At 27.2% G+C, this 13,184-nt stretch carries 17 protein-coding genes; 16 read left to right on the plus strand and 1 reads right to left on the minus strand.

Annotated elements, in window-relative coordinates; translation table 11 throughout:
* The 10 genes from hisC (at nt 1) to ARA19_RS08935 (ending at nt 7,131) form a co-directional block, all read left to right on the plus strand.
* The gene (gene hisC / locus ARA19_RS08890) at nt 1-1,047 is read left to right on the plus strand and encodes a histidinol-phosphate transaminase (RefSeq protein ID WP_055070617.1); all 1,047 of its coding nucleotides are present in this window, start codon (nt 1-3) and stop codon (nt 1,045-1,047) included.
* On the plus strand, nt 1,035-1,622 hold the full coding sequence (gene hisB / locus ARA19_RS08895) for an imidazoleglycerol-phosphate dehydratase HisB (RefSeq protein WP_055070618.1): 588 nt from the start codon (nt 1,035-1,037) through the stop codon (nt 1,620-1,622). The genes hisC and hisB overlap by 13 nt, the downstream gene beginning before the upstream one ends.
* Nucleotides 1,622-2,245 (plus strand): imidazole glycerol phosphate synthase subunit HisH, encoded by a 624-nt coding sequence (gene hisH / locus ARA19_RS08900; protein WP_055070619.1) that lies wholly within the window; start codon nt 1,622-1,624, stop codon nt 2,243-2,245. The genes hisB and hisH overlap by 1 nt, the downstream gene beginning before the upstream one ends.
* Complete coding sequence (hisA, locus tag ARA19_RS08905) at nt 2,245-2,970, plus strand: 1-(5-phosphoribosyl)-5-[(5-phosphoribosylamino)methylideneamino]imidazole-4-carboxamide isomerase (RefSeq protein WP_055070620.1); 726 nt, start codon at nt 2,245-2,247, stop codon at nt 2,968-2,970. Before hisH ends, hisA begins: the two co-directional genes overlap by 1 nt.
* Before the next feature lie 119 nt (nt 2,971-3,089).
* A complete protein-coding gene (hisF, locus tag ARA19_RS08910; protein ID WP_055070621.1) occupies nt 3,090-3,857 on the plus strand; it encodes an imidazole glycerol phosphate synthase subunit HisF in 768 nt (255 codons plus the stop codon).
* A gap of 23 nt (nt 3,858-3,880) precedes the next feature.
* Nucleotides 3,881-4,222, plus strand: coding sequence for a phosphoribosyl-AMP cyclohydrolase (gene hisI / locus ARA19_RS08915; protein ID WP_055070622.1), 342 nt, complete (start codon nt 3,881-3,883; stop codon nt 4,220-4,222).
* Between the two features lie 78 nt (nt 4,223-4,300).
* Nucleotides 4,301-4,627 (plus strand): phosphoribosyl-ATP diphosphatase, encoded by a 327-nt coding sequence (hisE, locus tag ARA19_RS08920; protein WP_055070623.1) that lies wholly within the window; start codon nt 4,301-4,303, stop codon nt 4,625-4,627.
* Nucleotides 4,628-5,440: an MBL fold metallo-hydrolase gene (locus tag ARA19_RS08925; RefSeq protein WP_055070624.1), complete on the plus strand. Its 813-nt coding sequence runs from the start codon at nt 4,628-4,630 to the stop codon at nt 5,438-5,440.
* Nucleotides 5,441-5,851: 411 nt separating this feature from the next.
* Complete coding sequence (locus ARA19_RS08930) at nt 5,852-6,421, plus strand: hypothetical protein (RefSeq protein ID WP_055070625.1); 570 nt, start codon at nt 5,852-5,854, stop codon at nt 6,419-6,421.
* Nucleotides 6,421-7,131: a M48 family metallopeptidase gene (locus tag ARA19_RS08935; protein WP_055070626.1), complete on the plus strand. Its 711-nt coding sequence runs from the start codon at nt 6,421-6,423 to the stop codon at nt 7,129-7,131. The genes ARA19_RS08930 and ARA19_RS08935 overlap by 1 nt, the downstream gene beginning before the upstream one ends.
* Before the next feature lie 22 nt (nt 7,132-7,153).
* Here the strand turns inward: ARA19_RS08935 and ARA19_RS08940 are convergent, their stop codons facing one another.
* Complete coding sequence (locus ARA19_RS08940; protein WP_055070627.1) at nt 7,154-7,891, minus strand: flavin reductase family protein; 738 nt, start codon at nt 7,889-7,891, stop codon at nt 7,154-7,156.
* A 156-nt stretch (nt 7,892-8,047) separates the two neighbouring features.
* On the opposite strand from ARA19_RS08940, the gene ARA19_RS08945 reads away from it, so the two are divergent.
* The 6 genes from ARA19_RS08945 to cbiT are packed head-to-tail and all read left to right on the plus strand — an operon-like array spanning nt 8,048 to nt 13,183.
* Nucleotides 8,048-8,881, plus strand: coding sequence for a sirohydrochlorin cobaltochelatase (locus ARA19_RS08945; RefSeq protein ID WP_055070628.1), 834 nt, complete (start codon nt 8,048-8,050; stop codon nt 8,879-8,881).
* A 23-nt stretch (nt 8,882-8,904) separates the two neighbouring features.
* On the plus strand, nt 8,905-10,206 hold the full coding sequence (locus ARA19_RS08950) for a cobyrinic acid a,c-diamide synthase CobB (protein ID WP_055070629.1): 1,302 nt from the start codon (nt 8,905-8,907) through the stop codon (nt 10,204-10,206).
* Between the two features lie 20 nt (nt 10,207-10,226).
* Nucleotides 10,227-10,862, plus strand: a complete 636-nt coding sequence (locus ARA19_RS08955) for a precorrin-8X methylmutase (protein ID WP_055070630.1) — start codon at nt 10,227-10,229, stop codon at nt 10,860-10,862.
* Between the two features lie 3 nt (nt 10,863-10,865).
* Nucleotides 10,866-11,951 (plus strand): cobalt-precorrin-5B (C(1))-methyltransferase CbiD, encoded by a 1,086-nt coding sequence (cbiD, locus tag ARA19_RS08960; protein WP_055070631.1) that lies wholly within the window; start codon nt 10,866-10,868, stop codon nt 11,949-11,951.
* Nucleotides 11,948-12,568, plus strand: coding sequence for a precorrin-6y C5,15-methyltransferase (decarboxylating) subunit CbiE (gene cbiE, locus ARA19_RS08965; RefSeq protein WP_055070632.1), 621 nt, complete (start codon nt 11,948-11,950; stop codon nt 12,566-12,568). The genes cbiD and cbiE overlap by 4 nt, the downstream gene beginning before the upstream one ends.
* A gap of 36 nt (nt 12,569-12,604) precedes the next feature.
* Nucleotides 12,605-13,183: a precorrin-6Y C5,15-methyltransferase (decarboxylating) subunit CbiT gene (gene cbiT / locus ARA19_RS08970; RefSeq protein WP_055070633.1), complete on the plus strand. Its 579-nt coding sequence runs from the start codon at nt 12,605-12,607 to the stop codon at nt 13,181-13,183.
* The last annotated feature ends 1 nt before the right edge of the window (nt 13,184 follow it).

A 13,184-nucleotide genomic window follows, 5' to 3' on the forward strand; every position in this document is an offset into this window, starting at 1 on the left:
ATGAGTAGTAGTTATGAAGTTCCAAAGGGAAAAAATATAAGAATTTATTTAAATGGAAATGAAAATGGATATAATCCATTTAAGGAAAATTTGAAAAATTCATTAAATTCTTTAGAAAACTTAAGTATAAATAGATATCCTAATAATGATTATGAAGCATTAAAAGCCTTATATGCTGAGTATGTAAATTTAAGTGCTGAAAATGTAATTGTAGGTAATGGTTCTGATGAAATGTTGAATTTAGTAATTTCTAATTATATAAATCATGGGAAGGTTTTAGTAACCTTGAACCCTGATTTTGGCATGTATGATTTTTATTGTTCTATGAATGAGGGAACTATTAAAAAATTTAATATAAATCTTAATGAGGGACCTATAGATATTTGGGAGTTTATTGAGTTTTCAAAGGAAGAAAAAGCTGATTTAATAATATTTTCAAATCCCAATAATCCTACTGGAATGGCATTTTCTAGGGATGAAATAATTGAAATATTAGATAATTTAAAGAATACTATAATTTTAGTTGATGAAGCTTATTATGAGTTTTTTGGACAATCAGTTGTGGATTTAGTTGAAAGCTATGATAACTTGTTAGTAACAAGAACCTTATCTAAAGCTTGGGGAATGGCAGCTTTAAGAGTAGGATTTCTTATAGGTGGAAGAAAGGTAATAAAAGAATTAAGTAAGTTAAAAGTACCTTATAATATAAATTCTTATTCAAATATGATAGCAACTAATAATTTGAAATATAAAGAGATTATGATAGAATCTGCAGATAAAATTGTAAAGGAAAGAGAGTTTTTATTTAAGAAATTAAAAGAATTTAATAATGAAGATATAAAGTTCTATAAGAGTAATGGTAATTATATATTTGGGATGGGAAAAGGAACCCATAAATTAGGAAAATTATTAGAAGAGGATGGAATATTAATAAGAGATTTTAATAATAATTCTATAAGAATAACTGTTGGAAGTAGAGAAGAAAATATAGTTTTAATTAAAAGTATAGAGAGGATAATAAAGGGGAGGTTATTATGGGAAGAGTAGGTTGTTGTGAAAGAGCAACACATGAAACTGTTATATCAGTAAAGATAGATTTAGATGGAGAAGGTATAGCTAAAGTAGATACAGGTGTAGGTTTCTTTGATCATATGCTAAATTTATTTTCCTTTCATAGTGGAATAGATTTAGAAGTTAATTGTACTGGGGATTTATTTATAGATGACCATCATACTGTTGAAGATGTTGGAATAGCCCTTGGAAAATCAGTTAAGGAAGCTCTAGGAAATAAGGAGAGCATAAAGAGGTATGGAAGTTTTTATGTTCCTATGGATGAAGCTTTAGCCTTTATATCTATAGATATTAGTGGTAGAAGCGCCTTAGTTTTTAATGGAGAATTTAAAAGAGAAGCTATAGGAAATTTTTCTACAGAAATGGTAGAAGAGTTTTTTAGAGCTTTCTCTAGTAATAGTGGAATAACGGTACATTGTAATATACTTTATGGAACTAATGATCACCATAAAATAGAAGCATTATTTAAGGCTTTTGGAAGAGCATTGAAGGAAGCTAGAACTATAGATAGAGAAAGACATGGAGTCCAAAGTAGCAAAGGGGTATTATAATGATTACTATTATTGATTATGGTATGGGAAATCTAAAAAGTGTATATAATGCATTAAGATATTTAAATATAGAGTGTGAAATTACAAATAGTAAAGAAAAAATAGAAGGAGCAAAAAAAATAATATTGCCAGGGGTTGGAGCCTTTAAAGATGCTATAGAAAATTTAAAAGTTAGAGACTTAGATAAACTTATTATAAAGAAAGCAGAAGAGGGAATTCCTATATTGGGAATTTGCTTAGGAATGCAGTTATTATTTGATAAAAGTTATGAAGGTGGCGAATATGAGGGGTTATCCCTTATAAAAGGGGAAATAAGAAAGTTAGATAATAGTGCTTTAGAGGAAGAAAAGATAAAAATACCACATATAGGATGGAATAATTTAAGGATAAAAAAAGTAAGTCCTATATTAAAAGATATAAATGAAAATGACTTTGTTTATTTTGTTCATTCATACTATGGAGTTGTGAAAAGTAAAGAGGATTTAATAGGAGATACAATATATGGAAATAATAAAATTGCTGCTGTAGTAGGGAATAATAATGTTTTTGGAACTCAATTTCATCCAGAGAAAAGTGGAGAAGTAGGACTTAAGATTTTAAAGAATTTTGGGGAGATGATTTAGTGATAATAATACCAGCTATAGATATACTAGATGGAACAGCTGTAAGATTATATAAAGGTGACTATAATAAAAAAGAAAAGGTTGCAGAGAGTATTGTAGATGCTGCTATAAGCTTTGAAAGAGCAAAGGCAAAATATATTCATATAGTTGATTTAGATGGTGCTAAAAGTGGAGTTGCTAAAAATCATAAGAAAATAATAGAGATAGCTAATAAAGTGAATATACCTGTAGAGGTTGGTGGAGGTATAAGAGATATAAAAAGGGTATCAAAATTATTAGAAAATGGAGTGTCAAGGGTTATATTGGGGACTTCAGCAGTTAAGGATAAGGAGTTCTTAAAAGAGGCTATAAGGGAGTTTAAAAAAGGAATATCTGTGGGAGTTGATTTCAATAATAACTTTGTATGTACAGATGGATGGTTAAATAAAAGTAATTTACATTATATAGATTTTTGTAAGTATTTAGAGGACTTAGGGGTAGAAAATATAATTGTAACAGATATATCTAAAGATGGAACTTTAAAAGGTCCTAATTTAAATATGTTAACGGAGATTAAAAATAATGTATCAATAAGTATAACAGCCTCTGGTGGAGTTAAAAATATAAATGACTTAAAAAATATAAATAAATTAAATATATATGGTGCAATAGTAGGAAAATCAATTTATGAAGGAACTTTGGATTTAAAGGAAGCTATAGAAACTATTGAAGGTACTTATGAATAATAAACAAGAAATGTTTAATAAATTAAATTTAAATTAACAAAATATGGAAAAGTTTAACTTAAAAATTTCTAATAAATATGAGAAAATAAAAGGGAACTTTAGTTCTAAAAGGAGGAGAAATGCATAGTAAAAGAATAATACCCTGCTTAGATGTTAAGGATGGAAAAGTTGTAAAAGGAATCAACTTTGTAGGAATAAAAGAAGTAGGAGATCCTGTAGAACTTGCTAAATTTTATAATGATGAAGGTGCTGATGAATTAGTATTTTTAGATATAACGGCTACCCATGAAGGAAGAAAAACCTTTAGAAATGTTGTTGAGGCTATATCTGAAAATATCTTTATTCCTTTTACCGTAGGGGGAGGTATAAGGTCTATAGAAGATATTAAAGATATACTAAGGGCTGGAGCAGATAAAGTAAGCTTAAACTCAGCGGCCATTAACAATAAAGAATTAATAAAGGAAAGTGCAAGTCACTTTGGAAGTCAATGCATAGTGTTAGCTGTTGATGGAAAGAGAAGAGCAGATAATTCTGGTTGGAATGTTTATATAAATGGGGGACGAATAGATACTGGAATAGATGCTATAGAATGGATAAAGGAAGCAGTGGAATTAGGAGCAGGGGAAATATTATTAACTTCTATGGATAAGGATGGAACGAAGTTAGGCTATGATTTAGATTTTACGAGAGCTGTTAGTAAAGCAGTTAATGTTCCTGTTATTGCATCTGGGGGATGTGGTAAATTACATGATTTTTATGATGTTTTAGTAGATGATATAAGTGATGCAGCTTTAGTAGCGTCCTTATTTCATTATGGGGAATTGACTATTGGTGAAGTGAAAAAATTCTTAAAATCTAAAAACATAGAAGTAAGAATGACAGAATAGTAATATAAGAAGGGGTAAGAATTATGAAAAATATCAACAGAGAAAATTTTGGGAAAATAGACTTTGATAAAGGATATGGATTAGTTCCAGCTATAATACAAGATTACGTTAGTAATGAAATTTTAATGATGGCTTATATGAGTAAAGAAAGTTTAGAAAAAACTCTAGAAAGTGGTTATACTTGGTTTTTCTCAAGGTCTAGAAAAGAATTATGGAATAAGGGTGAAACATCAGGAAATAAACAAAGAGTTAAAGAAATAATTAGTGACTGTGATGGAGATACATTGCTTATTAAAGTTGAACAAATAGGAGTAGCGTGTCATACAGGAAAGAAAAGTTGCTTTCACAATAAAATAGTAGAATAGTTTTTGGCATATAAGGATTGGCTTGAATTAAAAAAGCAATCCTTATTTTTATTTTAAAAATAGTTTAAGGAGAGTAATATGGAAAATATATTGAATGAATTATATGAAGTTATAAATAATAGAAAGGAAAATCAAGAAGAAGGATCTTATACAACATATTTATTTAATAAGGGCTTAGATAAAATATTAAAGAAGGTTGGAGAAGAAAGTACTGAAGTTATAATCGCAGCAAAAGGGGAAAATAAAGAAGAACAAATAGAAGAGTTGTGTGACTTATCTTATCACATTTTAGTTTTAATGGCTCAATTAAATATAAAGCCTTCAGAAGTTGAAAAAGTTTTAATAGAAAGAAGAAAAAAAATAGGTAATCTAAAACCTGAAAGAGCTAAGGTTGAAAATTTATAAATGAATATAAAAATATTAGGCTCTGGAGGATGTGTTGCACTGCCGAGGCCAACATGTCAATGTAATATTTGCAAGGAAGCTAGAAAAAAAGGAGAACCCTATAAAAGAACGGGTTCTTCTTTATATATAGAAGATATTAATATTATTATAGATACTCCAGAGGAGATAAATTATCAAATAAATAGAGAGAATATATTTAAGGTTGATGGAATAATGTATTCCCATTGGGATCCAGACCATAGTTTAGGAATGAGGGTTATAGAACAACTCCATGAGGGATGGAGGTATAAAGTAGAGAGAATATCAACTAAGATATATGGATTACCAGAGGTTATGGATGATTTATTAGCAATAAAAAATAGATTTAGTGGTTATTTAGAATATTATAGTAATAAGAATTTATGTCAAATTATAAAGGGCGACTTTTTTAAATTTAATAAAATAGAAATAAAATTATTTCCTGTTGTTACTAATATAGTATCTACTATTTTTTTATTATCAGAAGGTGAAAGTAAAATAATTTATGCTCCTTGTGATATAAAACCATTTCCTATGAGAAAGGAGTTTCTTTCTTCTGACATATTAATAATAGGTAGTTCAATGCCAAAAGGAAAGAAGTATACAGAAAATAATCCAGCTTTATATTATATTGAAGAAATTATTGAAATTGGGAGAACTCTAAATATAAAAAAGATAATAATAACTCATATAGAAGAGCAATGGGGCATTGGCTATGATGAATATAAATCAATGGAAAATACCTTTAAAGGATATTTAAGTTTTGCCTATGATTCTATGCATATATCAATTTAAGAAATATAATTCTATTCTTTAGAGAGTTCCCACTAAAATGTAGATGGAGCATTAAGCCTATCTGATATTTTAGTGGGAATTTATTAATTCTTAGAAATTTTACTTAATTTCTTAATTAAGTTTTGATTTATTTTCTTTTATAATACACTTAAATAAAATACTCGTAAATGAGTATTAAAATATAAAAAATAAAAAAATACTACCAAGAAACAAGTAAATAGGAATCTTTTACTTGTTTTTTCTCAAAAGTCTCTAAAATATAATTAGATATTAAATTTATAAAGGCTTGTACATTTTTATTTATATTTATAAATTTCAAGAAATATAGAATATTTTAATTATTATGTTACTATTAATTAACTAGTAAATGATAAAATTAATTAAAGATTAAGTGATATAGAGGTGTATAAAATGGGTGCGATTCATTATTGGAGAGATTACTTAAAATATCATAAAAATAATGTTAATACTAATGATTACATTTTAACTTTTTATATAAACAACAAGGAAATCCATATTAATTCAAAGTATTATTTTTTTAGTAATGCAGTAGAGATGGTAAGGTTCGTTAAATATGTAATACTTCCTTCTTTCACTTATTCAAATATAAAGGGTGAAGAAGAAGAAGTTATTATTGAAGCTGTTGATTATAGAGAAATGTTAAATTTCTTCACTATAAATGATAAGTATTACGATAAAACTTTAATAAAAAAATATTCTTATTTTTTCAATAAGTTAGAGGAGCTTGAATATGGTGATTTTGACTCTAATGAATTTAATAATATTTGTTCTGAAATCACTGAATATTTCTCTAAGAATGATTTAATTAAAGTTTCTGTAAAATACTATAAAAATATTAATTGTTTAAAAAATGAACTAAATCAAATTGTTGATTTTAATATTGATAAAAGTTTAGTTGAAATTGTTAACTTGATGGAGAAGAAAGAGCTAATACAAGAAAATTGTAATGGGAGTTTTTGATGACTTTTAATTTAAAAATAAATAATTTGTATATATCAGGAAATATTATAAAAACAAAGAGGAAGGGGCTTTCTATAGAAATCTCATCAGATTCAACTTTGCAAGTGAGAGCTTCTAAAACTTTAACCAAAAAAGAAATATTAGAAATAATTAATAATAATGAGTCTTGGATTTATAAACAAGTTAGTAGAATGAAAGAAAAAAATAAGCTATTTATTAATAGAGAATATAAAGATGGAGAAAAGTATTATCTACTTGGTGAACTTTATACTTTAAATATTAAAGAGTCAATGAATTTAAATAAAGTAAAAATTAATAAAGAGGAACAGTTAATAGAGTTATATAAAAGCTCTGATTTAACAGATACAAGAGAGATGCTTTTAAAATTTTATAAGGATTTCGCACTAAAACATATTATTAATAGAATTAGTTATTATAGGTCATTTTTTGAACATACTCCTAAAAAAGTTTGTGTAAAGGAGCAAAAAAGAAGATGGGGAAGTTGTACTGGTGATAATAGTTTATTATTTAATTGGAAGATAATAATGGCTCCACCTAAAGTAATTGATTATTTAATAATTCATGAAATGAGTCATATGAAACATAAAAATCATTCAAAGGATTTTTGGAATAGTGTTGAATCTATTTTAAGTGATTATAAAGAGTTAAGAGTATGGCTTAAAAATAATGGCATAACCTTAGAATTATAAAAATAGATAGGCTAATTAGAGCCTATCTATTTTTATTTCTTTTTCGTATCTTTTTCCCCTTTTCATCTCTTTTTTTATTTTTCTTTAGAGAATTCACTTTAGGAACATTCTTGTTTTCTTTTTTTTCTATTGAATATTTTTTCTTAAAATTATTTAAGTTTTTATTATATTCAACTTTCTTTTCAGTAAAGAAGTCATTAGTTGCCACTGAGAACCCAAATTTTCCTATTGCTTCTCTAGACATTGGATAATATTCTCCATGAGAATAACAAATAAGATTAGCCTTTTCAAAGTGGATTTTTCCAGTTTCATCTAGAAGATTTTCATCTATATGACTACCCATAACATCTGCTATAAATAAATCATGACTTCCAAGAGGTAATATTGTTTTAACCTTACATTCTATGGAGATTGGACATGATTCTATATATGGAACGTTTATATTTGTACCTTCTTTAAGTGGTATATTTAATTCAGAAATTTTATCTACAGCTTTTCCACTTCTTATCCCAACAAAATCAACCATTTCTACTAAATCTACAGATGGGATATTAAGGGTAAATTCCATTGTTTCTTTTATATATTCGTAAGATAATCTTTCGGGACGAATTGAAATGGAAAGCATTGGAGGTCTAGTGCATATTGTTCCTGTCCATGCTACTGTAAAAACATTAGTTTTACCTTCTTTATTCTTTGAAGTTATCATAACTGGTGGAACAGGATTTAGCATTACACTACCTTTGAAATCTATTTTTTTCATTAAAAAGTCTCCCTTTATTTATCAATTTTAAAATTATTATAACATGAAAATTCATATTGTTTAAAGATAATACATATTTACTTTAATTTAATCTGATATTTATTGTATAATAAATTATATAAACATAAAATTTGTATAATGAGGGAGATTTTAAAAATGAAAAAAGCTATTTTAGTAACTAGTTTTGGAAGTAGTGATATTGATGCTGTAGATAAGTCAATATCTATCATAGAAAAGGAAATTGCTTTAGAATTTAAAGATTATGATGTTGTTAGGGCATTTACTGCTCATAGAATAATAAAAAAAATAAAGGCTCAAAGTGGAGAAGTTATAAAAACACCTGAAGAAGCATTGGAGGAATTAAAAAACTTAGGTTATGAAGAAGTAATAATTCAGCCATTACACATAATTGCTGGCGAGGAATATGATTACATAAAAAAAGTTTTTAATGATAATAAAAATAATTTTGAAAATTTATTATTAGGTAGACCGATATTCTATTACGGTGGTGCTAATGGTACACCAAATGACTATATTGAGTTTATTAATGCTGTTGAGGATGAAATATTAAAAGATGATAAGGCAGTAGTTTTATTCGGCCATGGAACAGCACATCCTGCTAATTCAGCTTATGGCTGTCTTCAAAGTATATTGAATTATAAAGGATATGATAACGTATTTATAACAACTGTTGAGGCATATCCTAAATTTGAAGATGTACTTGCTATTCTAAAAAGAAAATCAATAAAAAAAGTTAAGGTTATTCCTTTATTATTATTAGCAGGACACCATGCTAAGCAAGATATGGCTTCTAATGAGGAAGGCTCATTAAAAACTTATTTAGAAAATGAGGGCATATCAGTTGAAGTTCTTATAAATGGTCTTGGAGAGATTAAGAAATTTAGGGAGTTATATATATTAAGAATAAAAGATGTTATAGAAGGTACTTATCACATGATTGGAGAAACTAAAAAATATATAAAAAATTAAATTCAATCTAGGAGATTAAATTAATGAAATCAATAATAATTTCATCAAATAGCAGCGGTGGAGGAAAAACAACTTTTACTTTAGGGTTAATGAATGCTATGAAGAAAAAAGGTTATAGTATTCAGGGCTATAAGGTAGGACCTGATTATATTGATCCAGCATTTCATAAGAAAGTTTTAGGTATTAATTCTAAAAATTTAGATTCCTATTTAATGGGAGAAGATGCAATAATTTATGTATATAGTAAAGCTAATAAGGATTTTGGAATAATAGAAGGTGTTATGGGCCTTTATGATGGTAAAGGTGTGGGAACAGAATGTTCAACCTATGAAATTTCTAAAATTTTAGGGGATTTACCTATAATACTTGTTTTAAATCCAAAGGGAAAAAGCACTACAATAGCGGCTGAAATTAATGGGTTGCTAAACTTTCAAAAGGCTAATATTACAGGAATTGTATTTAATGGAGTTAGTAAAAGTTATTATTTATTACTTAAAGCAATAGTAGAAGAGTATTGTAAAATAAAGGTTTTTGGATTTATACCAAATGATTCAAGATTAGAAATTAAAAGTAGACATTTAGGATTAATTCAAGCTGTTGAAATTAAAGATATATTAGATAAAGTAGATGTAGCATCTGAATTAATAGAAGAAAATGTAGATATAGATCTTTTAATTAAATCATTCAAAGAATACAAAGGTCAATATCATAAAGAATATGCTGTAAAAAGAAAAAATAAGTTAAAAATAGCTATAGCTTTTGATGAAGCATTTAACTTTTATTATGATGATAATTTAGAGTTATTAAAGGATTTAGGTGATATTCACTATTTTAGTCCTATTAGAGATAAAGAAATTCCTAACAATATTGATTTTCTTTATATCGGTGGAGGATATCCAGAGATATTTAAAGAATCATTAAGTTTAAATAAATCCATGCTAAAAAGTATAAAAGATGCCCTTGAAAAAGGTACTTATTGTTATGCTGAATGTGGAGGGCTTATGTATTTATCAAAGTCTATAGATGGTTATGAGATGGTAGGCTTTTTAGATGGAAATTGTAAAATGACAAATAAACTTCAGAATTTTGGTTATGCAAAATTAAGTAATAACTCTATAGATGTTAATTGTCATGAATTTCATAAATCTGTATTTGAAACAGAGGAAGATACAATATTTAATTTAAGCAAAAATAGTTTTTTAGGAAATGAAAAGTTATGGAAATGTGGTTATAAAAATAAAAACACTATAGCTACATATGCACATATTCATTTTTTAGGTAATCTGAAATTTTTAGATTATATATTGCCTAAGGAGAAAAAATAATTTGTTTAGGAGTAATTATTATGAGTTATATAAAAAATCCCTTTGAAATTGAAAAAAGAAGTTTCGAGATAATAGAAAGTGAAATGGGTAACCATAATTTCAATGAAGATGAATTATTAATTGTAAAAAGGGTAATTCATACGACTGCTGATTTTGAATATAAGGATTTAGTTGAAATAAGTAAAAATGCCATTGAAATTGGGAGAAAAGCTTTAAGAAATGGTGCTAAGATATATGCAGATACAAACATGTCTATAAATGGATTTAATAAGAGGGCTATGAAAGCTATGAACTGTGAAGCAAATTGTTATGTGGCTTTAGATAGGGTTTTTGATATTGCTAAGAAACGAAATATAACTAGATCTATGGCTGCTGTTGAATTAGCGGTAGAAGAAAATGTTGATATATTTGTTTTTGGAAATGCACCAACTGCATTATTTAAATTAAGAGAGTTAATTATAGAAGGAAAGGCAAAGCCAAAACTTATAATAGCAGTTCCTGTTGGATTTGTTGGGGCTGCTGAGAGTAAAATAGGCCTTGAAGAGTTAGGAATACCATTTATTAGAGTTAACGGAAGAAAGGGTGGAAGTACTGTTTCAGCTGCCATAATAAATGCATTGCTTTACATGGATTATAATAGAGAGGAAAATTATTAATTCATGTTAGATTTATATGTTGAAAGTAATGGAAAGAAACTTAGATGTGGATATACAACAGGTTCATCAGCAACTGCTGCAGCAAAAGCAGCAACTATTGCATTGTTTAATAATTCTGAAATTAATAAGGTTTTAATTGAAACTCCAAAGGGAATTGATCTTTTAATAGATGTTAAGATAAAAAAAGAAAATGATTTTGTTATAGCTACTGTAATAAAAGATGGTGGCGATGATATAGATATAACCAATGGAGTAGAAATTTGTGCAAAAGCAGAAATTATAAAAGAAGGCTTTGTATTAGATGCAGGAATTGGAGTTGGAAAAGTCACTAGAGATGGACTTTCTATAGGGAAAGGGAATTTTGCTATAAATCCTGTGCCAAGGAAAATGATAAAAAAAGAAGTATTAGAAGTTTTGCCAAAAGGACAAGGTGTAAAAATAACTATATTCGTTCCAAGGGGGGCTGAAATTGCTAAGAAAACTTTTAATCCTAGATTAGGCATAGTAGATGGTATATCTATTTTGGGAACTACAGGAATAGTTTACCCTATGTCTCAAGATGCTTTAAAGGAAACAATTTCTGTAGAAATAAATCAAAAGGCTTTAGAACATAAAGATTTAATTTTTGCCTTTGGAAATATAGGTGAAACACTTTGTGATTTTTTAAATATAAATAATAACAATATTGTGATTATATCAAATTTTGTTGGTTTTGCAGTAGATGAAGCTTTAAGCAAAGGAATTCAATCTATAACCATTGTTGGACATATAGGAAAATTAAGCAAGGTTGCTTTTGGGTGTTTTAATACACATAGTAAGGTATCTGATGTTAGATTAGAAGTTATCGCATTAGAACTAGCTCTAATGGGTAAATCTTTAAATCTTATAAATAGTGTTCTTAATGAGAAAACAAGTGAGGGAGCTGTTAATTTATTAGGTGCTGGTTATGAAGAACTTTATAGGCGGATTGGTGAAAAAATATTAAAGAAGCTTAATGAACGAGCTTATGAAAAAATAAAATTTAATATTATTATGTATAGTGGATATAAAGATTTTAATATTCTTTATGATTCAAGGAGGGATTTATGATTTATATAGTTGGTATAGGACCTGGCTCTGTTCAGTATATACTTCCGAGAGCTATAGAAATAATTAGTAAATCACAAAAAACAATTGGATTTTCTAGAGTTGTGAATAGTTTATGCAAAATAGATACATTAAAAGAAAAGGAGTTTATTGTAGTTTCTAAGTTATCAGAGATTATAGAATTCATAAATAAGTATAAAAACACAGATATAGCTTTAGTAGCCTCCGGAGACCCATCATTTTATAGTATAGCTAATTATATAAAAAGTAATTGTTCTGAGCCTATAGAATTAATTCCAGGAATAAGTTCTTTTCAATACTTAAGTTGTAAATTAGGAGTTTTATGGAATAATGCATTTATTGGAAGTCTACATGGAAGAGATAATGAGTTTTTAGAAAAGGTACTTAATTATAATCTATCATTTTGGCTTACTGATAAAAAAAATAATCCTTCATCTTTAGCTAAAATATTACTTAAAAATAACATTCAATGTAAATTAATAGTTGGAGAAAATTTATCTTATGAAGATGAAAAAATAACTATTGGAATTCCAGCAGATTTTATTGAGAAAGAGTTTAGTGATTTAACTGTAGTAGCCATAGATAAAGATATTAATTAGCAATATAAAAAATAAATTGGAATATGGAGTGTTGTTATGAAATGGATAAGTGATAAAGAATTTATAAGAGGAGAATGTCCTATGACAAAAGAGGACATTAGGATATTAGCCATTTCTAAAATGAATTTACATGAAAATAGTAGAGTTTTAGATATTGGAACAGGAACAGGAACTATAGCTATACAAAGTTCATTATTTGCTAAAAATGGAATAGTTTATACTGTTGAAAGAGATAAAGAAGCTATTGACGTAGCAAAAATGAATATTGAAAAATTTAAGTGTAATAATCTTAAATTAATAGAGTGTGATGGTACAGACTTTTTGAGAGACTTTATCAATAAGTCGAAGGAAGAAGAGAAATTTGATTCTATATTTATAGGTGGAAGTGGTGGAAGTCTAGAGGACATATTAGAATTATCCAATAAAGCTTTAAAAAAAGATGGAATAATAGTTTTAAATATGATAACTTTGAACAATGCTTACAAGGCAATAGAAAAGTTAAAAGAACTTGAATATAAATTAGAAATAAGTCATGTCAATATAAGTAAAGTTAGTAGTAAAGCTATGATGCTTATAGCAAATAACCCTATTTTTATAATTAAAGGAGAGAAATAGA

This window comes from Clostridium massiliamazoniense (genome assembly GCF_001403635.1).
In the GTDB taxonomy this organism is placed as follows: Bacteria; Bacillota; Clostridia; order Clostridiales; family Clostridiaceae; genus Sarcina; species Sarcina massiliamazoniense.

What these genes read in the sequence shown, in the direction of transcription:
- hisC (WP_055070617.1), top strand. Translation starts at nt 1, where the DNA reads ATGAGTAGTAGTTATGAAGTTCCAAAGGGAAAAAATATAAGAATTTAT.
- hisB (WP_055070618.1), top strand. Translation starts at nt 1,035, where the DNA reads ATGGGAAGAGTAGGTTGTTGTGAAAGAGCAACACATGAAACTGTTATA.
- hisH (WP_055070619.1), top strand. Translation starts at nt 1,622, where the DNA reads ATGATTACTATTATTGATTATGGTATGGGAAATCTAAAAAGTGTATAT.
- hisF (WP_055070621.1), top strand. Translation starts at nt 3,090, where the DNA reads ATGCATAGTAAAAGAATAATACCCTGCTTAGATGTTAAGGATGGAAAA.
- hisI (WP_055070622.1), top strand. Translation starts at nt 3,881, where the DNA reads ATGAAAAATATCAACAGAGAAAATTTTGGGAAAATAGACTTTGATAAA.
- hisE (WP_055070623.1), top strand. Translation starts at nt 4,301, where the DNA reads ATGGAAAATATATTGAATGAATTATATGAAGTTATAAATAATAGAAAG.
- ARA19_RS08925 (WP_055070624.1), top strand. Translation starts at nt 4,628, where the DNA reads ATGAATATAAAAATATTAGGCTCTGGAGGATGTGTTGCACTGCCGAGG.
- ARA19_RS08930 (WP_055070625.1), top strand. Translation starts at nt 5,852, where the DNA reads ATGGGTGCGATTCATTATTGGAGAGATTACTTAAAATATCATAAAAAT.
- ARA19_RS08935 (WP_055070626.1), top strand. Translation starts at nt 6,421, where the DNA reads ATGACTTTTAATTTAAAAATAAATAATTTGTATATATCAGGAAATATT.
- ARA19_RS08940 (WP_055070627.1), bottom strand. Translation starts at nt 7,891, where the DNA reads ATGAAAAAAATAGATTTCAAAGGTAGTGTAATGCTAAATCCTGTTCCA.
- ARA19_RS08945 (WP_055070628.1), top strand. Translation starts at nt 8,048, where the DNA reads ATGAAAAAAGCTATTTTAGTAACTAGTTTTGGAAGTAGTGATATTGAT.
- ARA19_RS08950 (WP_055070629.1), top strand. Translation starts at nt 8,905, where the DNA reads ATGAAATCAATAATAATTTCATCAAATAGCAGCGGTGGAGGAAAAACA.
- ARA19_RS08955 (WP_055070630.1), top strand. Translation starts at nt 10,227, where the DNA reads ATGAGTTATATAAAAAATCCCTTTGAAATTGAAAAAAGAAGTTTCGAG.
- cbiD (WP_055070631.1), top strand. Translation starts at nt 10,866, where the DNA reads ATGTTAGATTTATATGTTGAAAGTAATGGAAAGAAACTTAGATGTGGA.
- cbiE (WP_055070632.1), top strand. Translation starts at nt 11,948, where the DNA reads ATGATTTATATAGTTGGTATAGGACCTGGCTCTGTTCAGTATATACTT.
- cbiT (WP_055070633.1), top strand. Translation starts at nt 12,605, where the DNA reads ATGAAATGGATAAGTGATAAAGAATTTATAAGAGGAGAATGTCCTATG.